Origin of the sequence: Streptococcus suis S735, assembly GCF_000294495.1 — a bacterium.
GTDB classification, from domain to species: Bacteria; Bacillota; Bacilli; order Lactobacillales; family Streptococcaceae; genus Streptococcus; species Streptococcus suis.
Map to the genome: position 1 here is coordinate 1,413,811 of NC_018526.1, position 23,181 is coordinate 1,436,991.

Consider the following 23,181-nt stretch of genomic DNA (forward strand, 5'->3'; position numbering starts at 1 on the left):
TGCAATATAGTTAAATGAAACAAAAACAGTACATTTATGATATAATGTATTTATGGCATATTCATTAGATTTTCGTAAAAAAGTTCTCGCATACTGTGAGAAAACCGGCAGTATTACTGAAGCATCAGCTATTTTCCAAGTTTCACGTAACACTATCTATCAATGGCTAAAATTAAAAGAGAAAACCGGCGAGCTTCATCACCAAGTTAAAGGAACCAAGCCAAGAAAAGTGGATAGAGATAAATTAAAGAATTATCTTGAAACTCATCCAGATGCTTATTTGACTGAAATAGCTTCTGAATTTGACTGTCATCCAACAGCTATTCATTACGCCCTCAAAGCTATGGGATATACTCGAAAAAAAAGAGCTGTACCTACTATGAACAAGACCCTGAAAAAGTAGAACTGTTCCTTAAAGAATTGAATAACTTAAGCCACTTGACTCCTGTTTATATTGACGAGACAGGGTTTGAGACATATTTTCATCGAAAATATGGTCGCTCTTTGAAAGGTCAGTTGATAAAAGGTAAGGTCTCTGGAAGAAGATACCAGCGGATATCTTTAGTAGCAGGTCTCATAAATGGTGCGCTTATAGCCCCGATGACATACAAAGATACTATGACGAGTGGCTTTTTCGAAGCTTGGTTCAAAACATTCTTACTACCCACTTTAGGTAAACCATCTGTTATCATTATGGACAATGCAAAGTTTCATAGGATGAGTAAGCTAAAAGATTTATGCGAGGAGCAGGGACATAGACTTTTACCACTTCCTCCTTACTCACCGGAATATAATCCCATTGAGAAAATATGGGCTCACATCAAAAAACACCTCAGAAGAGTATTGCCAAATTGCGATACTTTTCTTGAGGCACTTTCGTCCTGCTCTTGTTTCAGTTGACTATAAATATCGCGCGTGTTACCCAGGATTCCCAGACCAATTTATGCGCTATGCCGGCAAGAACCCCAGATACTATCTTCCCCTGCCTTACTTTATATAATTCAATTGACATCTTTTATTCCTTTCACGTAAAAGCCCCCTTGACCTGTTTGTACCTTCAAGAAAAGTAAATCATTGCCAGATTTTTCAAACTGATAGGGACTATTTTTCTTTTTCCGGTTAACCAAGACATGACCTGATTGCGACTCAATCTGCCCCCGAATTCCCTGGCCTTTGCCAGTTTGTAAAGTCAAGGGAGCCTGAGCTAGTTGCACATACAAGTGTTGGGGATAACCACCGCAAGTCGTCAAGCGAATATCCTGTTGTTTTTTATCCCTTGAACTGCGGATAGAAATATCTTCAAATGGTAAGTAATCCAAGCGAGCATCTGCCTGACCAAGTTCCAAATCCAGCACCGACATCCATTCCTGAGGCAAGTTGATTGTCAAACGACAGGCCAAGCTACTGTGAAAATAAAGCCCCTTTTTTTCAACATAAAGACGAGGAAGCTTATCTTCTGGTGCATCTTGATTGTAGCAAATCTCCACACTAATCTGATTATTTTTAGACTTAGCCAAAGTTAGACGTCCCTCAGATAATTTTAAAAAGAGTGATTCAATCCCTTCAAAACTATAGGATTGTTTCAATTTGGAGGAAGCAAAGACCTTAAAACTTGGCAAGGTAAAATTCAATTTTACTTTTTCTTCCACAAAAAGAAAGTCTGGTTCTTGATTCATTTCCTTAAAACAGGCACGCGCCTCTTCCTTGGTCAAGACACCTTTTTCATATAACTCAATTAAGCGTTCTTCTCTCTTTTGCGTCATAGACTCACCTCAATTCTACTCTAGTATATCACATTTCTCCACAAAAAAATCAGCCCGAAGACTGATTCTCTATTCTTTCAAAGTAAGTTTACCCCGACACTTCCCACATCGGTATTTTTTTAGGTCAATGCGGCGCTTGCGCTGGTAGACTTGTCCACAGGACTGACAGCAGTAAATCAGACTAGGCTTAGTAGCTTGTTCCAGTTGGGGAGCATAGCGCAGGCCATCCACCGCAGCTAGCAATTCTTTAAAATCCCTGTCTCCATGCCGATAGCCTTTCTTCTCAAAGTAGAGATGGTAGTGGCAGAGCTCGTGGCGGACAATCTTCCGAAAGACTTCTAAACCTTGCTCCTCCAAATGCTTGGGATTGAAATCCAAATGCCCATCCCTTGGAAAAAAGCGACCACCTGTTGAGCGTAATCGCCTGTTCCAGATTGCTACATGCCGAAATTCCTTACCGAAGTCTTGCAAGGAGACTTCTTGCACATACTTATTCAGATCCATTTGGTTTCAAAAGGCTAAGACCGATACGATTTCGTTTGATGTCCACTTCAACCACCCAGACGGTTACGATTTCCCCAACTGCGAGAACTTCGCTTGGATGTGGCAAGGCTTGTTGGCGTCCATTTTTATCTCGTTTGCGTTTGACCATGCGTGAAATGTGGACCAGACCATCCTCGTGGACACCGATGTCCACAAAGGCTCCAAAGTCCACAATATTGCGGACCGTACCTTGCAATTCCTGTCCGACTACCAGGTCCTTGACATCCAAGACATCTTGACGAAGGACTGGTGCTTCAAAGTCATCCCGTAAATCACGACCAGGTTTGAGCAAGTCTGCGATGATGTCCTTCAATGTTTCTTGACCGACACCGATTTTTTCTGCCGTATCTGCGATGGCAAGCTGCTTCAATTTTTCCTGCGCAGCCTCATCTAAGTGGTCAATAGCTAGAAGTTCTAACAGATTTTCCACAGCCTTGTAAGACTCAGGGTGCACGCCAGTATTGTCCAAAAAGTTAGTCGCATCAGGAATCCGCAAGAAACCAGCTGCCTGCTCAAAGGCCTTGTCACCCAAACGTGGAACCTTTTTGAGTTGCTGACGAGAGGTCAGAGCACCGTTTTCCTCGCGGTACTTGACGATGTTCTCCGAAATGGTCTTGTTAAGACCAGCAACGTGAGCCAAAAGGGCAGGACTGGCCGTATTGACATTGACACCGACCTGGTTGACCACCGTATCGACCACAAAATCCAGACTTTCAGACAGAGACTTCTGGTTGACATCGTGCTGGTACTGGCCGACACCGATAGACTTGGGATCAATTTTGACCAGCTCAGCCAGAGGGTCTTGCAGACGGCGGGCGATGGAAATGGCAGAGCGTTTTTCCACAGGGAGGTCTGGAAACTCATATCGCGCCAGTTCAGAAGCTGAGTAGACAGAAGCTACTATTATAGCATGAAAGCGGTACAAATGGCTCAATAGAAAAAGCACGTAGATAAACTACATGCTCTCAATAGCTAATTAAAATTCAGCCTGATCCGGGTCAAGTCGACCTTTTACTCCTTCTAGTTTATCCAACTTTGCAACTGCTGTCGGACTAATAGCCAAGCCATCAATTTCCAAATTCGCCTTAATATTTTCTGGACTAGTTGATTTCGGGAGAGGGAGAAAACCTTTATCTAAAGACCAAGCTAGTGCCAGCTGGGCAACACTACAACCAGCTTCTTTAGCCAAATCGGCTGCTTCTTGGCTTTGGAAAAGGCTTCCTGTACCAAATGGGCTATAGGCCTCCAAGAGAATCCCTTTGGCTTTGCAGTAGGCCACTAATTCTGACTGAGGAGTTCCTGGGGCCAGCATAATCTGATTAGCCATCGGGATAATCTCAGCCGTTTCCAGCAAAGCTTCTAGATGGTGTTCCATAAAGTTAGAAACTCCAATTACTTTCACTTTTCCAGCACGATAGAGCTCTTCTAATGCCTTCCAAACCTGGGCATTGCGTTCCTTCCAGCCAATGCTGTCGCGAACAGCCTTGGGATTTGGCCAATGGATCAGTAACAAATCCAGATAATCCACCTGAAGTTTTTGCATGGATTCTTCTACTGAAGCAAGGGTATCTTCATAGCCAATCTTGTCATTCCAAACCTTAGTTGTTAAAAAAATGTCCTCACGAGCTAGACCACTATCAGCTATAGCTCGACCAACACTAGCTTCGTTGCCATAAATCTGTGCCGTGTCAATGTGACGATAACCAGCTTCCAATGCATAAGAAACCGCACCGTACGTCACTTCACCATCGGGTATCTGCCAAGTTCCAAAACCAATTTTAGGAACAGTTACACCATTTGAAAACGTATATCTTGTCATAAAAGACCTCCTATTTCTTCTATCCCCAGTATAAACTAAATTGTCAATCAATACAAAATAATGCGACCTAAAAATAAAAGACACCCGAAAGTGTCTGCTCACATTTATTGTATACTTACTTTTCAAAATTTATTTTCTTGGATAGTTTGTCGATAACAACAGCTCCAACTAATAGAGAAAGCAATTCTCCTGCTGCTGTTGTCAACCAAGTTAGAAAGAATGGTAGATCATATAAGACTTTTAATTCTAAAGCAATGGTAAACATAGTTGCCGCAAAAAAGAATGAGAAATAAAAGAAAGCCTTGTTAAATAATCCACCGAATAGATAGTCCTTCTTGTATTTTTCAAACAGGATAACTCCCAATGTAACGAAGATTAATGTCGAGAATCCACCCACAAAGAGGTCAATCACACCAAAACCAATCAAGTTAGAAATCATGCAGCCAATGGTCACGGCGATAATATACTTACGATTATAAAAAGCCAAGAAATTGAGCATTTCAGACAAACGAAACTGAACAGCCCCGAAGGAAATAGCATTCAATGGCGGTGTCAAGGTAAGAGCGACATAAATCGCCGCAACAAGAGCAATTTCTGCCATATCTCTGGCAGTCCATTTAGATGTATTCATAAAATTCTCCTTTAGCGAAAAAGCTTAAAATATGCTTGGGTAAAGTGAGCAAGCCCCAAGGGTCATTGAATTTATCAACAACGTTGATTAGTATAGCATATTTTTGCTAAAAATGATAGACTAGTCCTATGAAAAAACTATTTTATCAACTCATCAATAACGAAGTTATTCTCTATTTGATTGCAGGTGTGGCAGCAACCCTTGTCTATATGGTCACTCGAATGGGGCTATTTTTAGTCATTCCTTCCATTCTATTGGTTACTCTTTTAGCCAATGCAGTAGCTATCCTCTTTGCCTTTTGGACCAACGACCGTTTCGTTTTCAAACAAGCCAGAGAGGGTTGGCCTCAGCGATTGGTCAAGTTTGTATCTGCCCGCATCGCGACCTTGGTCATGGATATGGCTCTAGCCTATTTATTAGTACAAGCCTACCCACAATTGATTGGGCAGTTTGTCAACCATGATTTGACACTTGTCAACGCCATTTCCACTCTCTTCTCTCAAGTCTTGGTCATTGTGGTCAACTATTTCTTGAGCAAACTCTTTATCTTTAAAAATACGAAATGAGGCTCCAACGGAACCTCATTTTTATATATAGCTTGATTTTCCTACTTCATTCTTTATCTATCGCTGTAAATCTTGCCTTTAGCCTATTCAAGATAGAAACAATATCCCCATCTCTGGCATGAAACTCTTCTACCTGCATACTTTGAACCGTAGCATTAATCATTGCACCAATGATGAGTACCTGAGCCATAAAAATGAACCAAAGCATAAAAACAAGAAAGACGACAGCTGTTACTATTCTAAAATCCAGCAACTTATTAGCATAATTATCAACATAAATCGAAAATAACTTTCCAATAGAAGTCATCGTCAACAGAACAAATAACGTTCCTGGAAAAACATATCGAACTTTTTTTATCCGAACATTTGGCAAAAAGAAATAAAGCATAACCAAGGCGGTAAACAGAGCCATTAAACCTACTAACTGTGTTTGACTAAGAAGCCCCTTCAGCCAGGCGTCTTCAATAGGAACCAGCTTATTAATATAAGAAAAAACTGCCTGCCCGAAAGTCAAAAGCGTAATACTTAAGAGGATAATTACCTGCAGACCAATTCCTAAAAATATGCCAATCAAGTGCCCAATAATAAAATCACGGTGTTCATTGATACCATAAGCCTTATTAAAGGCCTTCTGCAAAATAGTCATACTACGTGACAGGGTCCAAAGAGTTGTCAGAATTGAAATCCCTAACCACGATGACGACGGCTTTGTTAATACAGAAGTGATAAAAGATGAAACCGAAGGATAGAGCTTGTCTGGCACAAATTCAGCTACAACCGATAAAATCATATCCACATCAAATGGATAATATGGCAGTAAATTCGCGAGAGTTAGAAGAATAGGGAAAATAGAAATTAACAAATAGTAAGCTACTGCAACGCTTGTTACATCGCTATCAGCAGAACGATAAAAAGAAAAGAAGGTTGAGCAGAATGTTTTCAAACCTTCAACTATTTTGGTTTTCTTCATTCTCTCCTCCTTCCTCATTCATCTATTATTCACGACCACACCGAGAATTAATAGGTCCCTTCTTCACCTTGACTGGTCAAAATAACCGGTCCATCTTTGGTGATGACAAATTGGTGTTCGTATTGACAAGACAAACCACCATCAAGTGTCTTATGAGCCCAACCAGTCTTCATATCCGTATCAATTTCCCAAGTACCTGTATTAATCATAGGCTCGATAGTCAAAACCATACCTTCACGCAAGCGAAGACCACGACCTTTAGTTCCATAATGAGGAACCATCGGCTCTTCGTGGAAGGTTGGTCCAACGCCGTGCCCTACCAAGTCACGAACAACACCGTAGCCAAGACCTTCCGCATATTCTTGAATGGCAGCACCGATATCGCCGATACGATTGCCAACAACTGCTTGCTCGATACCACGATACAAACATTCCTTAGTCACGTCCATCAAGTTTTGAACTTCCTCAGAGACCTGACCAACCGCATAAGCCCAGCAGGAATCCGCACAACCACCACGATAGGTCTGGGTGATTTTCTTCATAGCCTTGACATCATTAAAGTTGAGCTTAGAAACATCAACTACCGCTTTATCCAAAGGCTCGCTCAAAACCATATCGACCTTCAGTAAATCACCTTCTTTAAGTTTGTAATGACGCGGAAAAGCATGAGCGACCTCGTCATTCAATCCACAACAAGTCGCATAAGGATAATCCATCAATTCTCCATCAACACCAATTTGGAGTGGCAAAACATTCTTTTCCTTACACGTTTTACGGACATATTCCTCTACTTCCCACATGTCCACACCTGGCTTGATAATCTCTCGCAAACCAATATGAATACCAGCCAGAACATCTCCAGCACGGTTCATTGCATCAATTTCTCGTTGTGATTTAATGGTAATCATTGATTCTCCTCATACATTTCTAAACTAAATTCAGCCCTCTTCAAGCTAAATTTTAGATAATTTCTTGTTTTATGGCTATAGCGGTCACTTCCGCGATACTGCGCAACCTGTACCAAACCAGCTTTTTTCGCCACCATCTGACTGGCCACATTTTCCTCATGGGTGACAATAACCAGCTCCCTCAGACCAAACTCATAAAAAGCTAGATAGACTAAAGTCCTCACTACTTCCGTCATTAAGCCTCTTCTCCAGTAGTCTTTTTTTAGGAAATAGCTGAGCTCCGCAGAAAGTTGACGTTCATCTACCTTTTCAAAGCAAAGCGCACCAATCATCCTCTCCGAATACTTATCAACTAAGGCCCAGTTTCCCAATGGTGAACGCATAAATTTTTCAACCATTGTCGAAAAAGCAATATTTCTGTCCTCCAAAGCTGGAAAGATAAAAGGAAGATTTTCGGGATTTGATACAATTTCATAGAAACTTTCTCCATCTTCAAAAGAAAATGGTCGTAAATACAAACGGTCCGTTTCAAAGCAAGCAAACTTCGCTAGTCTTGTCCAAAGTGTCATAGTGTACCCAAGGGGCTGAGAATTACTCCCAGCCCCAGATTGTTTCGTTTTTTAAATCGATTACGTTTTGAGAAAGTAGTTCTCAATTAGACTCTCTAATCCTCAATCAATTGAATATCTGCACCCAATTCTGTCAGTTTATCAATAATATTTGAGTAACCACGTAGAATAAACTCAATGTTTGTAATTTCTGTACGCCCTTGAGCCATTAAACCAGCGATAACCATTGCGGCTCCCGCACGCAAATCAGTAGCTTTAACAGATGTACCAGTCAGTTGATTTGGACCTTCAAAGGCAATATGGTTGTTACGAGTAGAGATTTTTGCTCCAAGATTTGCAAGCTCCTGCACATGACCAACACGTTTTTCATAAATCGTATCAACAATCGTACCAGTCCCTTCTGCCTTAAGCAGTAAAGGAGTAATGGGTTGCTGCAAGTCTGTCGCAAAACCTGGATAAGGTGAAGTTTTCACACTTACCGCCTTCAATTTCTCTTGCTTTTCAACAAAAATACTATCTTCAGAAATGGTCATGCGAACACCCATTTCTTCCAACTTAGCGATGTAACTCTCTAAGTGTTCATAAAGGACATTATCGATACGAATACCTTCACCAACAGCAGCAGCAAGGGCAATATAAGTCCCTGCTTCAATACGGTCTGGAATCACCTGATGACGTGTTCCTTTTAGACTATCTACGCCTTCAATGGTGATAATATCTGTACCCGCACCACGGATACGTGCCCCCATATTATTAAGCAAAGTTGCCACATCAATAATTTCAGGTTCACGCGCCGCATTTTCAATAACTGTACGGCCTTCTGCTTTGACAGCTGCTAAGATAGTATTAATTGTCGCACCGACGCTGACAACATCCATGAAGATATGTGCCCCTTGAATACGCTGACCATTAGTTGCCAAGCGCATATAGTCACCTTCATAGGTTGTCTCAGCTCCCATTGCCGCGAATGCTTTCAAGTGCAAATCAATCGGACGCGGTCCCAAATCACAACCACCTGGCAAGCCAACAACAGCTTGACCAAAGCGACCAAGGAGGGAACCGTAAAAATAGTAGGATGCACGCAAGCTATTAATTTTGCCAAATGGCATAGGCATGTCTTTTACACCACGAGGGTCAATCTCCAAGGTTTCACCATCACGCTTGACCGTCGCGCCCATTGTTTCCATAATATCAACTAAGCTATCTACATCCGAGATTGCAGGTACTCCGTCCAGAGTAACAATCCCGTCTGCAAGAATAATGGCCGGAATAAGAGCAACAACTGAGTTTTTTGCACCACTAACGGTAACCGACCCTTTCAGTGTTTTTCCACCATTAATTACAATTTTTCTCATACTAACATTCACTTTCTTAATTTGCCTAAAAAGGCATACGTTTCATTCTATCATAAAGTCTTGGAAAAAGCTAGTTATATAGCATGCAAAAGGACCGAGCCAATGAGCTCAGTCCTTCATATTTATATACGATTAGTGAATCTCTCTTCATCATTTATGAAAAATTCTCTGAATTTGCTCCCTTGCATCCACGAGATACAACTCCAGCTCTTCTCTCGTTAAATAAGGTACTCGCCCATAGAAGATATGGTCAATGACTTGAGCACCGTTGCTATTGAAGAGCCATTCTGAGGTCAGGGTTTTCATCGCTTGATCAATCGGTGTCAGACTTCCATCTGCATTTTGTGGCTGCCCTGTTGGCATAAAGAAAATAGCTTTCTTAGTGGAAAATAATTTACGTGGTTCATCAGATTCAAAACTGTAAGCAAAGCCATGTTGAAATACACGGTCTACGTAACCTTTCATAATAGCAGGCATTCCATTCCACCAACTCGGAAATATATAGACTAGTAAGTCGCTTTCGGCAATCAAATCCATTTCAACTTGAACATCTGCTGGAAAAACAGTTGCCTGACGTACAAATTTACCATCCTCAATATGAATGGTATCTTCTCCACGTAACACGGGATCGAATCCTATTTCGTATAAATCTCGGATGACAACTTCTGCTCCATTTTCTAGCAGAGCTTCCGCCACTCTATCAACCAAAGCATGTGTAAAGCTTTCTTTTCTAGGGTGTGCAAAGACAGACAATTAACGCTTTCATAAACTTCTCACTAAGTGGACAACTATTTCATTACAAAACCGCAGTTTTCAAGGCTTCCACCTTGTCCAATTTCTCCCATGGGAGATCAATATCGGTACGTCCCATGTGTCCATAGGCTGCAGTTTGCTTGTAAATCGGGCGCTTAAGATCCAACATCTGGATAATACCAGCTGGGCGCAAATCGAAAATATGACGAACAGCTGCTTCTAGCTTGCTTTCCGCTACTGTGCTCGTACCAAAGGTATCGATGCGAACTGAAACTGGGTGAGCAACACCGATAGCGTAAGCCAATTGAACTTCCGCCTTTTTAGCCAAACCAGCTGCGACGATATTTTTTGCGATGTAGCGTGCCGCATAAGATGCAGAACGGTCCACTTTGGTCGCATCCTTACCAGAGAAGGCACCGCCGCCATGACGAGAATAACCACCATAGGTATCAACGATAATCTTACGGCCTGTCAAACCAGAGTCCCCTTGAGGTCCGCCAATGACAAAGCGACCAGTTGGGTTGATAAAGTAGTTGGTTTGGTCATCCAGATAATGAGCTGGAATGATTTCCTTAATCACACGTTCAATGACATCCTGACGAATTTGCTCCTGGCTAACTTCTGGATCATGCTGGGTCGAAATAACGACTGTATCCACACGAACAGGTTGATTATCTTCATCGTATTCAACTGTTACCTGTGACTTAGCATCTGGACGGAGATAAGCAATTTCACCAGATTTTCTCAACTCGGCCAAACGACGCACCAATTTGTGACTAAGTGAAATTGGCAACGGCATAAGTTCAGGCGTTTCATCTACTGCAAAACCAAACATGAGCCCCTGGTCACCTGCACCAATCAAATCCAATGGATCTTGACTAGCATCTTGACGAGTTTCCAAGGCTTCATTGACGCCTTGGGCAATATCTGGCGATTGCTCTACAAGTGACGGATGAACCCCAACCGACTCAGCTGAAAAACCATACTCACCTTTTGTATAGCCAATCTCCGCAATCGTATCCCGTACCACACGGTTAATATCCACATAGGCAGTGGTTGAAATCTCTCCAAACACATGAACACTACCTGTATAAACAGCCGTCTCTGCCGCTACGTGCGCATCTGGATCCTCTGCTAAAATAGCGTCCAAAATGGCATCTGAAATCTGGTCTGCAATCTTATCCGGATGACCCTCCGAAACAGATTCAGACGTAAACAACTTACGTTCTGACATAAAAATGTCCCCCTTAAAATAGAATATATGCTAGAAACCTAGCGGGTTACTAAGGTTACAAAGAACTAGTCAAAGACTAGTTCTTTGCGAAAGACAACTGTCTTAAGCAAAGGGAAATTTCCAGATACCCAACGAGAAAGACAATACCAGACTATATGAGAGTAGCCTAGCTTTGAAGAAAATAGTGACTGAAGTGTAGTAAAGTTTTTACGCTTACTATTCAATATTACCAGTTTCTTTAATTGTGTTTCAAGTGTTTCTGCAAATATTAACTAGTCTATAAACTACCTTTTCGGGACTTAATAACGTTTCTAGTATAGCATAGATTGACCGACTATCCTAGCATTTTCTTAAAAATAAAGAGGGTTGTTCTATGCAACCACTCTTCTACAAAATCATTAGATAAATTCGGCATCTGCAAATGCCTGTTTAACCACCTCTAGAGGCAAATGAACCAACTCACAGCCCTTTTCTTTATACAAGTACTGAGCATAGTCATCCATGCGGTATTCATTGATATAGACAACCCGCTTACAACCAACCTGTAACAATTGCTTAGAGCAGTTGAGACAGGGAAAATGAGTCACATAGGCAGTAAAACCTTTTGGAATTCCCCGCTCCGCTCCTTGTAAAATGGCATTGACTTCCGCATGCAAGGTTCTAGCACAATGACCATCAATCATAAGGCATTCCTGATCCAAACAATGTTCGGTTCCTGAAACAGAACCATTGTAGCCTGTTGCGATAACCTTATTGTCCTTAACCAAAACCGCACCGACTTTTGCTCTCTTACAGGTCGCCCGATTGGCAATCAAAAGCGCCTGAGCCGCAAAATACTCATCCCAAGCTAAACGATTTGTTGACATGATTTCTCCTTTCTCCACTCAATCCACCATCCCATAAATCTCTGCCAAGTCCTGTGCTGTGACAATACCAACAAGATCCTCTGGCGAATGAAGCTTCCCACTCGCCTGACGACTGACTAGGACGGTTGTGCGCTTACGCCCTTCAAAATGATTAATTACCTGATAAAGATGGGCTGTTATTGGTAGAACAATCACCTGAATACTATCTTCCTCACAAGCTAGTACGTCTTCAAGACTAGCCTCCACCAATTTTTCACGTATAGAGCCCGTTTCCTTGCTTGCCTTGGCCAACCAATTTGTCAATCCCTTGTCAGAAACCAGGCCTTGATAAACCTTGTCAGAAAAAATAGGAAACTTAGAAAAATGCTCTTGCTCCACAATTTCTAAAGCCTTTGTCAATTTGTCCTTGCCCTCAAAAATAACCGGCTTAATTTTCTGGGTCTTTTGCAAATAGTCGGCAATGGTAATCGGTTCTTGGTACTGGGCTATCACTTTTTCCAAAACAGTGATCAATTCCTGCGAAGGTTGGGCTACTTCCTTCAAACCTGTTCGTTTCTCATGAACCATGAGATTACGCAACTGACGAGCCACATAGAGTTTATCCCAGTTCGCCTCAACGGGATTATGTCGCGTCAATTCCTTTGCTTTGGTCAACATAGAGCCTACATCTGCATATTCCCCATCCGCAACACCGCACACCTTACGCAAGACCTTATCCAAGTCATTGAATAACTCTAAAAAACGGGTTTCATTCATCTTAATCTACCATTGCTGATTTCAAATAGGCATCTACCATCCGCTCAGTCGCAACTACAGAATCCAAATGCGTCCGTTCATAGGAATGGCTAGACTCAATGCCAGCACCAAGCAGTGCATGCTTGACATCTGCACCTGCTCGCATAGCTGCCGAAGCATCGGAACCATAGTAAGGATAAATATCCAGCTTATAAGGAATTCCATCTCTTTCAGCCAAGGCTATCAAGTGCTGACGAAGTTCATAATGGTAGGGACCTGATCCGTCCTTGACACAGATAGAAACCGTGTACTCATCCGTCTGCTGGTCATCTCCCATTGCCCCCATATCGACTGCCAAATATTCAACCACCTGAGCAGGAATGCTGGAGTTGGCACCGTAGCCAATCTCTTCATTGTTTGAAAAATAGAAATGTGTCGTATAAGGCAAGGTCGCTCCCTCTTCCTTATAGACCTTCAATAGATGGAGCAAGATAGCTGCGGATACCTTATCATCCAAGTGACGACTCTTGATAAAGCCAGTTTCTGTCACGACGGTACGAGGATCAAAGGAGATAAAATCTCCGACTTCAATACCTAAGGCCTGCGTCTCGTCCGCATTGGTCACTTTTTCGTCCAAACGAATTTCCATGTTGGTCTGATTGCGCTCAGCGGTACTGGCATCCCGATAGACATGGACAGAGGTCTGGTGCATGAGAATAGTACCTGTGAAAGTCTTGCCATTTTTAGCGCAATGAATTAAGCAGTTTTCTCCCTCAATAGAAGGGTATCCAAATCCTCCCACCAAATCCATTTTGAGTCGGCCATCCGGTTTCACTGCACGAACCATGGCCCCCAGTGTGTCCAGGTGAGCAGTCACCATACGGTGTTCCTGATCATTTTCCCCCGGAACTGTCACCAAAACACCACCTTTAGCGGTCTTACTAGCAACATAGCCGAAACTTTCAACCTCTGCCTTGATATAATTCATAATATCCGTCGTAAAACCAGTTGGCGACGGAGTGTTGGTCAATGTAACAATGTAATCAAGTGTCTTCATGAAAACCTCCTTATTTAAAACTATTATATCACGTTTTAGGTGATTTTTTTGCTATAATGAAGGTATGAAAACCTATCAGAAAATATATCTCCTTTTAAAAGAGAGAGAGGATTATGTCAGCGGAGAAGATTTGGCACAGGAATTGGGCATTTCACGGACATCCATTTGGAAGGCCATTCGCCAGTTAGAAACGCATGGTTTAACTATTGAGGCTGCCCGTAATCGTGGCTACAGATTAGCCGAAGGCGATTTACTCCTACCCGAATTAATCTCTCAGGAGCTTCAACTACCTGTCCATCTGAATATGGATAGCGACTCCACCCAGCTAGATGCCAAACAAGGTATTGAATCAGGTCATACTAGTCCTGCCCTATATCTAGCTCCCTATCAGAATAAAGCCAAGGGACGATTTGGGAGACCCTTTTATGCCTCCAAGTCAGGTGGTATTTATATGTCGCTTCGTCTCTCTCCCAATGTTCCATTTCTAGAATTTAAGCCCTACACCATTTTAGCTGCAGCTGCTGTTGTGAAGGCCATTCAATCTCTTTGCGACTTGGACGTCCAAATCAAGTGGGTCAATGACATCTATCTCGGACACAAAAAGGTCGCTGGCATCCTCACTGAGGCTATCTCTTCCATGGAAAACCAACGGGTAACCGATGTCATTATCGGTGTCGGCATCAATGTCCGCATAGACGATTTCCCTAAGGAATTACAACAATCTGCAGGAAATCTTTTCGAGGAACAACCACCATTTACCCGCAACCAACTCATTACTGCCATCTGGAAAGCCTTCTTAGAAACCGATGAGAAGGAACTAATTGCCCTTTACAAAGAAAAATCACTTGTCGTTGGCCAACAAGTGAGCTTTGTAGAAAATCAAGTTGAATTTAAGGGTACTGCCATCGCTGTTACTGATACAGGAAACCTGGTTATCCAGTTAGATAACGGCAAAGCAAAAATTATCTCCAGCGGAGAAATCAGCCTTACTTCTTGGTCTGCTTCTCCACCAAACGAATAAATTTAGTCACCTTGTAAGCAAAATGAAGATTCCGATAGGCGATAAAGGCGTAGATACCTGCAATCAAGAAATCTCCTGTCAAAATCGATGCATTCATAAAATAAACAGCTAAAATAGTTGTAATGGCTAAAAAAAGAAATTGTGGAAGTTTCATAAAATAGATTATACCAAAAATTCAGTCAACTGGCTGAATTTTTATATGCTTTCTTGATAGGTTTCGATTCTTTTCTAAACAAGAAAACACCAATCTAATTGGTGCTTTCTTAAGGAGATATGAAAAATATTTAGGATTGAATATAGTATAAAATATCTATCAAAACTATTCATCAGTCTTAGGACTGATATTTTCTAATCATTTCTAATCTCAACTGTATCTGCGAGAAAGCCAAATTCTTCTGGGACTGGACTGGCTTCTTTTTCGATTTCCTGTGTCTTTTGCCCTTTTGCTTTCGCCGAAAATTCAGCACGAATACTTACCCAATCTTCCTGAGCAATAGCTAAAATCTGTGGGGAAAAACCAGCTGCCTTGCTGAGAATATTTCCAAACATGGTATTGAGATTGTCACGCTTCATCGTCTGTTCAGCATTAAGCGGAGAATCAAAGGCTAGAATCGCATGATTTTCATTGGCAGCAACTGGCTGGGAACCAACCAACAAGGCACGATCTGCACCTGACAGACTCTCGATAATTTCTCCCCAAGCATTCTGCAAGCGAGTCAAATTTTCACGCGCCAAGGTTGGATTTTCCATAGCTTCCTGCAAAATAGCATGAACCTTGCTGGTATCCAATCGGTACTTCTTCGGAGCCTGCGGCTTGCGTGAAACTGGCTTAACAGCACTTGGTTGACTAGATAATTGACTTAGTTGTTTCTGTAAATCCGCAACTTGTTGTTGCAGACTGGCTAGTTGCCCCAGTAAATCAGCTGGCAGCTCTGCCATTGCCTCCGAAGGAGAACTATCTTCAGCCAAACGAATGGTCATCATTTCAGCGTAAATCTTGGGTTGAGGACTGGACTTGATGTCCGCCAAACCCCTGGTCACCATCTCTATCATGGTAAAAATCCGTGCCTGCTCAAGAGCTAGATTTTCTGAAAAAACTGTTGTTAAATGCGTATCCTCTCCACCCGTCTGCACGATAAGGACATCTCTCAAATAGTGCAAAAGATCTGTCGCAAAACGGCTCATACTCTTTCCTTGGTCAAACAAGGTTTGTAGATGCTGGAGAGCTGTGACACTATCCCCTTGACGCAGACTTGCCACATAGTCATCCAAGGCACGCAAGCTGATAGAACCCGTAATTTCCTCAGCAATTTCCAAGGTCACTTGCTGGTCCTGACTAAGGCTGAGAGCCTGATCCAAAATAGATAGGGCATCCCGCATCCCTCCTTCTGCCCGACGCGCAATGATTGTCAGAGCCTGTTCGTCAAAGATTAGCCCTTCCTTGGTTAAAATTGCAGCCAAGTGCTCCTGAATGTCCGTCACCTTGATGGACTTAAATTCAAATCGTTGCACCCTTGACAGAATGGTAGCAGGAATCTTGTGCAATTCCGTCGTTGCTAGAATAAAGACCACATTTTCAGTCGGTTCTTCCAAGGTCTTCAAGAGGGCGTTGAAGGCTCCAGTAGACAGCATGTGAACCTCGTCGATGATATAGACCTTATAGGTCGCAAGACTAGGTGCATAGGTCGATTTATCACGAATATCACGAATCTCATCCACACCATTGTTGGAAGCCGCATCAATCTCAATCACATCTTCCAGGCTACCTTCCGTAATGGCCTGACAGATATAACAATCGTTACAAGGCTCGCCTCCAACCTGATTAGGACAGTTCATGGCCTTGGCAAAAATCTTAGCTGCCGATGTCTTACCCGTACCACGAGGACCTGAAAAGAGATAGGCATGACTGATTTTCCCTTGTTCAATGGCCTGTTTGAGTGTGGTCGCAACCACCTCCTGCCCCACCATCTCCCCAAAGGTCTGGCTTCGGTACTTCCTATATAAAGCTTGGTACATTAGCGTTTTTCTCCAAACATAGCAAAATTCCAGTCCGTCTTCTCAACCAAGAGAGCAACGAACTTTTCCAGATAGTCTTGGTCAATCGTATCATAATCAGCTACCAATCTCGAATCCAAGTCCAAAACGCCCAGCAACTGGTCGTTTTTCACCATTGGCACAACGATTTCTGATAGGGCTGTCGCATCGCAGGAAATATAGTTATCATGTAGACGAACATCGTCTACGAGAATAGTCTGGCGCTTAGCTGCAACCTCACCGCAGACACCCTTTCCAAGTGCAATATGAACACAGGAAACGCCCCCCTGAAAAGGCCCCAAAATCAATTCACTACCATCATACAAGTAAAATCCTGTAAAGACAGAGTTTGGTAGAGCTTGATTGAGCAAAGCAGAAGCATTTGATAGATTGGCTAAAGCATTGGTTTCCCCATCAAGAAGAGCTTCCAATTGAGCCAACAATAATTGATAGTTTGAAATTTTTTCTTGTTTTGTCATAGGAACATTATAGCATAGTTAAGCCGACTTTTATAGTCCGAGCGATAAAGAAAAAGGCTTGCGCCTATTTCCACATCCAGTACATAATCACTGCATCAATCAATACCCCTATAGCCCAGGCTAGTTGAAAATACTTTTTCTGTGTCTTATGCCGAAAATGGGTTCCACCTGCCCAGGCACCCAGCCCGCCACCAAAATAGGACATGAGTAATAAGGTCTTTTCTGAAATCCGATAGGCGTTTTTTCTTGCCTTCCCTTTATCCATACCATAGGTAATGAAGACAAGTAAATTCCAAACTACTAGCGCCATACTAACCATCTGTTTGATTGACATACATTCCTCCAATTAAGTCACATTTCTTCTTACTCTAACATAATCCAAAACAGGACACAAGGAAAAACGATTCGGAAATCCGAATCGTTACATTTCTGCCAGTGTATCCTCTAACCATTTGAGCTGGGCACGGTTGCGTTCAATAGCCCGTGTCAAAATCAAATAGTGTCCATAATTGTCTTGGATACTTTCCTTGGTTGAGAACAGCTCAACTTTACGACTGTCTAGGTGTTTTAAGTGCTTGGTGACTAGTTCAATTTGACTCTGCAACAAACCAGGAATCCGTGGGTCATCCTTTTCACGGATAAAAAACATCTTGATTGAAAACAAGTTTTTTTGCTGAGGCGTTTCTTCATTTGGAATGGATAGCCATTCGTCTAAAATCTGACGACCAGTAGCCGTCATCGCATACTGCTTTTCCTTTTCATTTCCAGGTACTGCATGACAAGTAATCAATTCTTCCTTGGTCATACGTTTTAATTCTGGATAGACTTGGCTATGGGCAACCTGCCAAAATTCGCCTAAATCACGTTGAACATAGTCGGTAATCTGCTTGCCAGTTACCATTTGACCGCTAGCACCCATAATCCCTAATATGATATGAGGTAATATTCTTTGCTTCGGCATCTTAACCACGCTCTCTTAATATACTCTCCACCTTGGTGTTAATCAAGTCGATGGCTACAACGTTGCTGACGCCTTCAGGAATGACGATATCTGCATAGCACTTGGTTGGCTCGATAAACTGGTGATACATTGGTTTCACCACCGAGGTGTACTGCTCAATGATACTATCTAAGCTACGGCCACGCTCTTCCATGTCTCTCTTAATGCGGCGAATGATACGAATATCGTCATCAGTATCAACGAATATCTTAATATCCATTAAATCCCGCAACCGTTTGTCTTCCAATACTAAAATACCTTCCACAATAAATACATCTTGTGGTTCCTGACGATAGGTCTTCTCTGAACGTGTGTGCTGAGTGTAATCATAAATCGGAATATCCACTGAACGTCCTGCTAATAGCTCACTGATATGATAAATCATCAAATCCGTATCAAAAGCCAGTGGATGGTCATAATTGGTCAGTATCCGTTCTTCAAAGGTCAGGTGAGACTGATTCTTATAATAAGAATCGTGTTCAATCATAGATATACGAGCATTTGGGAAATTATCCAGAATGGCACGTGACACACTTGTCTTGCCACCCCCAGATCCGCCGGTTACGCCAATAATAATGGGTTTCTGAGTCATCATCATCTCCTTCTATTTTCAATACTATTTTACCATGAAACATGGTATAATGAAAAGGATAACACAAAAGAAATGAGAATTTATGCTTAATTTTGGTATTGTTGGCACCTCAGACATCTCTCATCGTTTTATAGAGGCAGCCCATTTAAGTGGACATTATCAGCTACAGGCTGTTTTCTCCCGTAGACTAGAAACTGCTGCTGCCTTTTCAGAGCAGTATGAAGGAGTCGATTTATACACAGAATGGGTAAAATTTCTTTCTGCTCCCATTGATGTTGTCTATATTGCCAGTCCAAATGCCCTGCACTTTGAACAGGCAAAAGCTGTTCTAGCTGCTGGTAAACATGCTATTGTTGAGAAACCCATGGTTTCTACACCTCAGGAATTAGAACAATTGCGTCGCGTTGCCCAAGAAAATAATGTTTTCCTCTTTGAGGCTGCTCGAAACTATCACGAACAAGCTCAAGCCATTATCCGTGAATTTTTGACGGATAAAACGATTTTAGGTGGTTCATTTGGGTATGCCAAGTATTCTTCTAAGATGCCTGAATTGTTAGCTGGGCAAATGCCAAATATCTTTTCAACTGATTTTTCCGGTGGTGCTCTCATGGATTTTGGTGTCTATACGCTCTACGCCGCTATCGGCATTTTGGGAACTCCCAGAACGGCCCGCTATGTAGCACAACAGCTACCTTTTGGTATTGACTTAAACGGTTCGGGACAACTCATTTATGACAACTATATCGTCCACATTCAAGCATGAAAAAATATTACAAGCAATCTAGCGAGCGAAATCTATACAAATGATGGAACACTAACACTCAACGCATGCCAGCATATCAGCTCCGCTATTTTCACAAAACATGACGGAGAGCAAATTGTTTTACCAATCCAAGCGGCCCAGCATCCTATGCTCGAAGAAGTGTTAGAAATTGCACAGGCAATCAAGCAACAAAACCGCAAGCTTGTGGACCAGTGGCTGGCTGTGGCAGAAAGCGTCCATCAAACACTTTACACCATGCGTCAAGACGCAGGAATAATCTTTAAGGCGGATAACAATGAAATCTAAATTTCCCTCCAGCTGGACGGACCAGCTTACCCTACTTGGCTTTGAGGACTTTACTCCTATCCAAGTCCAGGCCTTTGAGCCTATTGCAAACGGCAAGTCCCTTCTAGCTATCAGCCCAACAGGCACAGGAAAAACCCTTGCCTACCTCTGGCCTAGCCTATTAGCCCTAACTCCTAAAAAAGCCCAACAATTGCTCATCCTCGCACCCAATACAGAGCTGGCTGGTCAAATATTTGAGGTTTGTAAGACTTGGTCGGAGACAATTGGGTTGACTGCTCAACTATTCTTGTCTGGTTCCAGTCAAAAACGCCAGATTGAGCGACTAAAAAAAGGACCAGAAATCCTGATTGGAACACCTGGTCGTATTTTCGAGTTGATTAAATTGAAAAAAATCAAGATGATGAATATCAACACCATCGTCCTAGATGAGTTTGATCAGCTGTTCTCCGATTCTCAATATCAGTTTGTCGAAAAGATTATCAACTATGTGCCTCGTGACCACCAGTTAATCTACATGAGTGCAACAGCTAAATTTGACCGTCAAAAAATTGCTGAAGACATTGAAAGCATTGATTTATCTGAGCAGAAATTGGATAATATCCAACATTGCTATATGATGGTAGATAAGCGTGAACGTTTGGAAACTCTACGTAAGTTTGCCAATATCCCTGATTTTCGTGCTCTTGCATTTTTTAACAGCCTATCAGACCTTGGTGCAAGCGAAGATAAACTACTCTATAATGGTGTGAATGCAGTTTCATTGGTTTCTGATGTCAACGTAAAATTCCGCAAGGTCATCATCGAACGTTTCAAGAATCACGAACTCAATCTTCTACTTGCTACAGATATGGTCGCACGTGGTATTGATATTGATAACTTAGAATGTGTCCTCAACTTTGAAGTTCCTTTTGACCAAGAAGCCTACACTCATCGTTCTGGACGTACTGGACGCATGGGCAAGGAAGGTCTTGTCATCACTCTAGTATCTAGTCCTAGCGAACTAAAACAATTGAAAAAGTATGCCTCCGTCCAAGAAGTCATTCTCAAGAATCAAGAGCTCTACAAAATATAATGAACAATATACAAAAGGCTTAGAACCAGTGTTTCTACTAACATGATTCTAAGCCTTTTATCATTCTTACTGGGCTGGGCCGGATAATTCTTGTGAATAATAGATTAATTGAGGATTGAGAGGACTAGCGAGTAAGTCTGTTACAGTAACCATATTGTAGCCCTCACCTGTTAAATATTGCAATACAGACTCGAGGCTATCAACTGTTGACTGATGAATATCATGCATTAGGATAATACTTCCTGGACAAGTCTGTTCTTTTATTTCTTTCAAAATGGCTTGGGGATTGCGACTCTTCCAATCTTTAGAATTGACCGACCAATAAATCGATGGAAGTCCCATCTGATTGACAACGGCCTGGTTAACAGAACCATAAGGAGGACGGACCATTGTTGGTACAATACCTGTAGCTTCAGTAATAGCTGCCTGTGTATCTTGAATTTCTCTCTGTACTTGCTCCCCAGAAATAGTGACTAGATTGGGATGATTCCACGTATGGTTGGCGATGACGTGCCCTTCTGCTACCATTCTACGGAGAATAGCTTCATTCCCAACTACAGCCTTACCAACAACAAAGAAAGTTGCTTTGGCATTATATTTTTTCAGTAAATCTAAAACTACCGGTGTTGTGTTCGGATTGGGTCCATCATCAAAGGTTAGAGCGACCTGTCTCAAATGTTTCTTATCCACAACTTGTGCAGCCATATACTCATCATAGCCAACCTTATCAGCATCTACTAGATAATCACTCTTCACTACTGGGTACAAATCTGAAATTGGTAGAACCAACTGGTTGATGCCGTAACCATCTGGTAATTGTAAGGTTAATTGGCTGTCTCCATAACTAAAGGAAATAGCATTTAAGTCTAGTGTTTCAAATTTTTTGACAATCGCTTCTACATCAGTCTCTTTCATTCCTTGAGCAAGTAAGGCTTCTCTTAGATGATCAACAATAATACTTGCTGCAGAGGATAAATTAGGTAATAAATCTTCTAGAGTAAACAATTCATTGTCCTGCGTCAATAACACACGCTCAGACGGGAGTTTATCCTGCTTTTTAATTTGCAAGTTGTCTACTTTATAGTGCTCCGCTTGAATTTCACGAGCTGTTACATTTTTAAAATTTGTTTTTCCCTCTATTGATGAAACAAAGACCAGTTTTTGAATTTTTCCTGCTGGTTTTTTATGACCAAAGCGTCTTTGAACATAGGAAATCATTCGACTTTCTACAGGTCCTAAGACATGACCTGCATCATCTGTAGGTAAGGCAGCCACAACATGGGTCGTATCAATATTTCCCTCTTGAATTTTGCCCTTGCCTTTAGCGAGGATGGTTTGTTGTTTTTCCTCAATAAACTGACTAACCTGTCTTTCTTGAAGTCCTGCAAATAACCATACAGCCAAACTTACCATTATGCCGAGCAAGGCGATGTTGATTCCCAACCAAAAACTAACTTTTTTCATCTCCAACCTCCCATTCAAAACATATATAAACTATGCTAAATCATTTAAAGGCTCTTGTCAAGACAGTTCTATAAAAACTCATAAAAAGATTAGGTAATACTCTTCGAAAATCAAAATTATCCGTTGTCAACTTTCCTTGATGAACTCCAGTTCCATCTTCGGCTTCGTTTCCTAGACTACTTTTGATTTTCATTGAGTATAAATAATTGATTTGCTTCCTAATTCCCCCCTCCTGCCATTTTCTGATTTTTTTTTGAAAAGAAAAAGACTGCCTAGGCAATCTTTTCTAAATTAATCTGCACGAATGACTTCCACACGGTAGCCATCTGGATCTGTCACAAAATAATAACGACCTGGACTTCCTGGCAATCCCTTGATGTCTGTCGTTGGATAGCCCAGCTCCTTATGTTTCGCATTGTCCCCTTCTAAATCATCTGAAGAAAGAGCTAGATGCGAGAAACCGTCGCCTACGATATAGGGACCATGATCATAATTGTAGGTCAATTCAATCTCAAAGTCATCTCCTTCAAGTGCTAAGTAAACCAAGGTAAACTTGTGCTCTGGATAGTCCTTGCGACGGGTTTCCTTAAATCCAAATGCTTCTTCATAAAATTTTTGAGATGCTTCTAAGTTCTCAACACGCAAACAAGCGTGCAACATTTTTTTACTTGCCATAATAAA

At 41.8% G+C, this 23,181-nt stretch carries 26 protein-coding genes, 2 pseudogenes and 1 riboswitch; of the genes and pseudogenes, 5 read left to right on the forward strand and 23 right to left on the reverse strand.

The window, feature by feature from the left end:
- Positions 1–52 precede the first annotated feature (52 nt).
- Positions 53–900, forward strand: a protein-coding gene (locus YYK_RS10030; protein ID WP_094122532.1) for an IS630 family transposase whose coding sequence is annotated in 2 segments (ribosomal slippage) — positions 53–356 and positions 356–900 — 849 coding nt in all. Because the reading frame shifts where the segments join, the coding sequence is not laid out codon by codon here.
- Here YYK_RS10030 and YYK_RS07005 read toward each other — a convergent pair.
- The 6 genes and pseudogenes from YYK_RS07005 to YYK_RS07030 form a co-directional block, all read right to left on the reverse strand.
- Positions 893–1,012 carry a PspC domain-containing protein gene (locus tag YYK_RS07005; RefSeq protein WP_014636479.1) on the reverse strand — a complete coding sequence of 40 codons (120 nt, stop codon included), beginning with the start codon at positions 1,010–1,012 and terminating at the stop codon, positions 893–895. The genes YYK_RS10030 and YYK_RS07005 overlap by 8 nt on opposite strands.
- Positions 1,002–1,763 (reverse strand): hypothetical protein, encoded by a 762-nt coding sequence (locus tag YYK_RS07010; RefSeq protein WP_012027536.1) that lies wholly within the window; start codon positions 1,761–1,763, stop codon positions 1,002–1,004. The genes YYK_RS07005 and YYK_RS07010 overlap by 11 nt, the downstream gene beginning before the upstream one ends.
- 69 nt (positions 1,764–1,832) lie before the next feature.
- The gene (locus tag YYK_RS07015) at positions 1,833–2,267 is read right to left on the reverse strand and encodes a SprT family protein (RefSeq protein ID WP_012027537.1); all 435 of its coding nucleotides are present in this window, start codon (positions 2,265–2,267) and stop codon (positions 1,833–1,835) included.
- Positions 2,254–3,204 (reverse strand): annotated as a pseudogene (locus YYK_RS07020) (helix-hairpin-helix domain-containing protein); the annotation flags it as partial. The pseudogene YYK_RS07020 and the gene YYK_RS07015, both read right to left, overlap by 14 nt.
- A 78-nt stretch (positions 3,205–3,282) precedes the next feature.
- On the reverse strand, positions 3,283–4,125 hold the full coding sequence (locus tag YYK_RS07025) for an aldo/keto reductase (RefSeq protein WP_012775280.1): 843 nt from the start codon (positions 4,123–4,125) through the stop codon (positions 3,283–3,285).
- Positions 4,126–4,240: 115 nt separating this feature from the next.
- A complete protein-coding gene (locus YYK_RS07030) occupies positions 4,241–4,756 on the reverse strand; it encodes a QueT transporter family protein (RefSeq protein ID WP_012027540.1) in 516 nt (171 codons plus the stop codon).
- Positions 4,754–4,856: riboswitch (PreQ1 riboswitch) on the reverse strand. (Overlaps the previous gene by 3 nt.)
- Positions 4,857–4,884: 28 nt before the next feature.
- Between YYK_RS07030 and YYK_RS07035 the strand changes: the two genes are divergently transcribed.
- Positions 4,885–5,322 carry a GtrA family protein gene (locus tag YYK_RS07035; RefSeq protein WP_012027541.1) on the forward strand — a complete coding sequence of 146 codons (438 nt, stop codon included), beginning with the start codon at positions 4,885–4,887 and terminating at the stop codon, positions 5,320–5,322.
- 46 nt (positions 5,323–5,368) lie between these two features.
- Here YYK_RS07035 and YYK_RS07040 read toward each other — a convergent pair whose 3' ends face one another.
- The 9 genes from YYK_RS07040 to YYK_RS07080 all read right to left on the reverse strand — a co-directional run bounded on the left by YYK_RS07040 (position 5,369) and on the right by YYK_RS07080 (position 13,769).
- Complete coding sequence (locus YYK_RS07040; protein ID WP_012775281.1) at positions 5,369–6,292, reverse strand: YihY/virulence factor BrkB family protein; 924 nt, start codon at positions 6,290–6,292, stop codon at positions 5,369–5,371.
- A gap of 47 nt (positions 6,293–6,339) precedes the next feature.
- Positions 6,340–7,200 (reverse strand): methionyl aminopeptidase, encoded by an 861-nt coding sequence (locus YYK_RS07045; RefSeq protein WP_002936813.1) that lies wholly within the window; start codon positions 7,198–7,200, stop codon positions 6,340–6,342.
- Positions 7,197–7,769, reverse strand: a complete 573-nt coding sequence (locus tag YYK_RS07050) for a GNAT family N-acetyltransferase (RefSeq protein WP_012027543.1) — start codon at positions 7,767–7,769, stop codon at positions 7,197–7,199. The genes YYK_RS07045 and YYK_RS07050 overlap by 4 nt, the downstream gene beginning before the upstream one ends.
- A 95-nt stretch (positions 7,770–7,864) precedes the next feature.
- On the reverse strand, positions 7,865–9,124 hold the full coding sequence (locus YYK_RS07055; protein WP_012775282.1) for a UDP-N-acetylglucosamine 1-carboxyvinyltransferase: 1,260 nt from the start codon (positions 9,122–9,124) through the stop codon (positions 7,865–7,867).
- A gap of 150 nt (positions 9,125–9,274) precedes the next feature.
- On the reverse strand, positions 9,275–9,877 hold the full coding sequence (locus YYK_RS07060; protein ID WP_012027545.1) for an NAD(P)H-dependent oxidoreductase: 603 nt from the start codon (positions 9,875–9,877) through the stop codon (positions 9,275–9,277).
- A 43-nt stretch (positions 9,878–9,920) separates the two neighbouring features.
- Complete coding sequence (gene metK, locus YYK_RS07065) at positions 9,921–11,111, reverse strand: methionine adenosyltransferase (protein ID WP_012027546.1); 1,191 nt, start codon at positions 11,109–11,111, stop codon at positions 9,921–9,923.
- Positions 11,112–11,509: 398 nt separating this feature from the next.
- Positions 11,510–11,977 (reverse strand): deoxycytidylate deaminase, encoded by a 468-nt coding sequence (locus YYK_RS07070; protein ID WP_012775283.1) that lies wholly within the window; start codon positions 11,975–11,977, stop codon positions 11,510–11,512.
- Positions 11,978–11,995: 18 nt separating this feature from the next.
- Positions 11,996–12,733, reverse strand: coding sequence for a hypothetical protein (locus YYK_RS07075; RefSeq protein ID WP_012027548.1), 738 nt, complete (start codon positions 12,731–12,733; stop codon positions 11,996–11,998).
- Between the two features lies 1 nt (position 12,734).
- Positions 12,735–13,769: a M42 family metallopeptidase gene (locus YYK_RS07080; protein WP_012775666.1), complete on the reverse strand. Its 1,035-nt coding sequence runs from the start codon at positions 13,767–13,769 to the stop codon at positions 12,735–12,737.
- Positions 13,770–13,833: 64 nt separating this feature from the next.
- Between YYK_RS07080 and birA the strand changes: the two genes are divergently transcribed.
- Positions 13,834–14,790, forward strand: a complete 957-nt coding sequence (birA, locus tag YYK_RS07085; protein WP_002936838.1) for a bifunctional biotin--[acetyl-CoA-carboxylase] ligase/biotin operon repressor BirA — start codon at positions 13,834–13,836, stop codon at positions 14,788–14,790.
- Here birA and YYK_RS07090 read toward each other — a convergent pair.
- The 6 genes from YYK_RS07090 to udk form a co-directional block, all read right to left on the reverse strand.
- Positions 14,756–14,944, reverse strand: a complete 189-nt coding sequence (locus tag YYK_RS07090) for a DUF3272 domain-containing protein (RefSeq protein ID WP_002936839.1) — start codon at positions 14,942–14,944, stop codon at positions 14,756–14,758. The genes birA and YYK_RS07090 overlap by 35 nt on opposite strands.
- Before the next feature lie 194 nt (positions 14,945–15,138).
- Complete coding sequence (dnaX, locus tag YYK_RS07095; RefSeq protein WP_012027550.1) at positions 15,139–16,806, reverse strand: DNA polymerase III subunit gamma/tau; 1,668 nt, start codon at positions 16,804–16,806, stop codon at positions 15,139–15,141.
- Positions 16,806–17,303, reverse strand: coding sequence for a GAF domain-containing protein (locus tag YYK_RS07100; RefSeq protein WP_012028416.1), 498 nt, complete (start codon positions 17,301–17,303; stop codon positions 16,806–16,808). Before YYK_RS07100 ends, dnaX begins: the two co-directional genes overlap by 1 nt.
- Before the next feature lie 64 nt (positions 17,304–17,367).
- On the reverse strand, positions 17,368–17,637 hold the full coding sequence (locus tag YYK_RS07105) for a DUF1294 domain-containing protein (RefSeq protein ID WP_012775285.1): 270 nt from the start codon (positions 17,635–17,637) through the stop codon (positions 17,368–17,370).
- An 87-nt stretch (positions 17,638–17,724) separates the two neighbouring features.
- Complete coding sequence (locus YYK_RS07110; protein WP_012775286.1) at positions 17,725–18,264, reverse strand: PadR family transcriptional regulator; 540 nt, start codon at positions 18,262–18,264, stop codon at positions 17,725–17,727.
- 1 nt (position 18,265) lies between these two features.
- Positions 18,266–18,895 carry a uridine kinase gene (gene udk / locus YYK_RS07115; RefSeq protein ID WP_014917291.1) on the reverse strand — a complete coding sequence of 210 codons (630 nt, stop codon included), beginning with the start codon at positions 18,893–18,895 and terminating at the stop codon, positions 18,266–18,268.
- Between the two features lie 82 nt (positions 18,896–18,977).
- Between udk and YYK_RS07120 the strand changes: the two are divergent.
- A pseudogene (locus YYK_RS07120) lies at positions 18,978–19,964 on the forward strand (Gfo/Idh/MocA family protein).
- On the forward strand, positions 19,954–21,036 hold the full coding sequence (locus YYK_RS07125; protein ID WP_012027557.1) for a DEAD/DEAH box helicase: 1,083 nt from the start codon (positions 19,954–19,956) through the stop codon (positions 21,034–21,036). Before YYK_RS07120 ends, YYK_RS07125 begins: the two are co-directional and overlap by 11 nt.
- A 66-nt stretch (positions 21,037–21,102) precedes the next feature.
- Here YYK_RS07125 and YYK_RS07130 read toward each other — a convergent pair whose 3' ends face one another.
- Both YYK_RS07130 and gloA read right to left on the reverse strand, forming a co-directional pair.
- Positions 21,103–22,500: a polysaccharide deacetylase family protein gene (locus YYK_RS07130; protein WP_012775287.1), complete on the reverse strand. Its 1,398-nt coding sequence runs from the start codon at positions 22,498–22,500 to the stop codon at positions 21,103–21,105.
- Between the two features lie 291 nt (positions 22,501–22,791).
- Positions 22,792–23,175, reverse strand: coding sequence for a lactoylglutathione lyase (gene gloA / locus YYK_RS07135; protein WP_012027559.1), 384 nt, complete (start codon positions 23,173–23,175; stop codon positions 22,792–22,794).
- Positions 23,176–23,181: the final 6 nt, after the last annotated feature.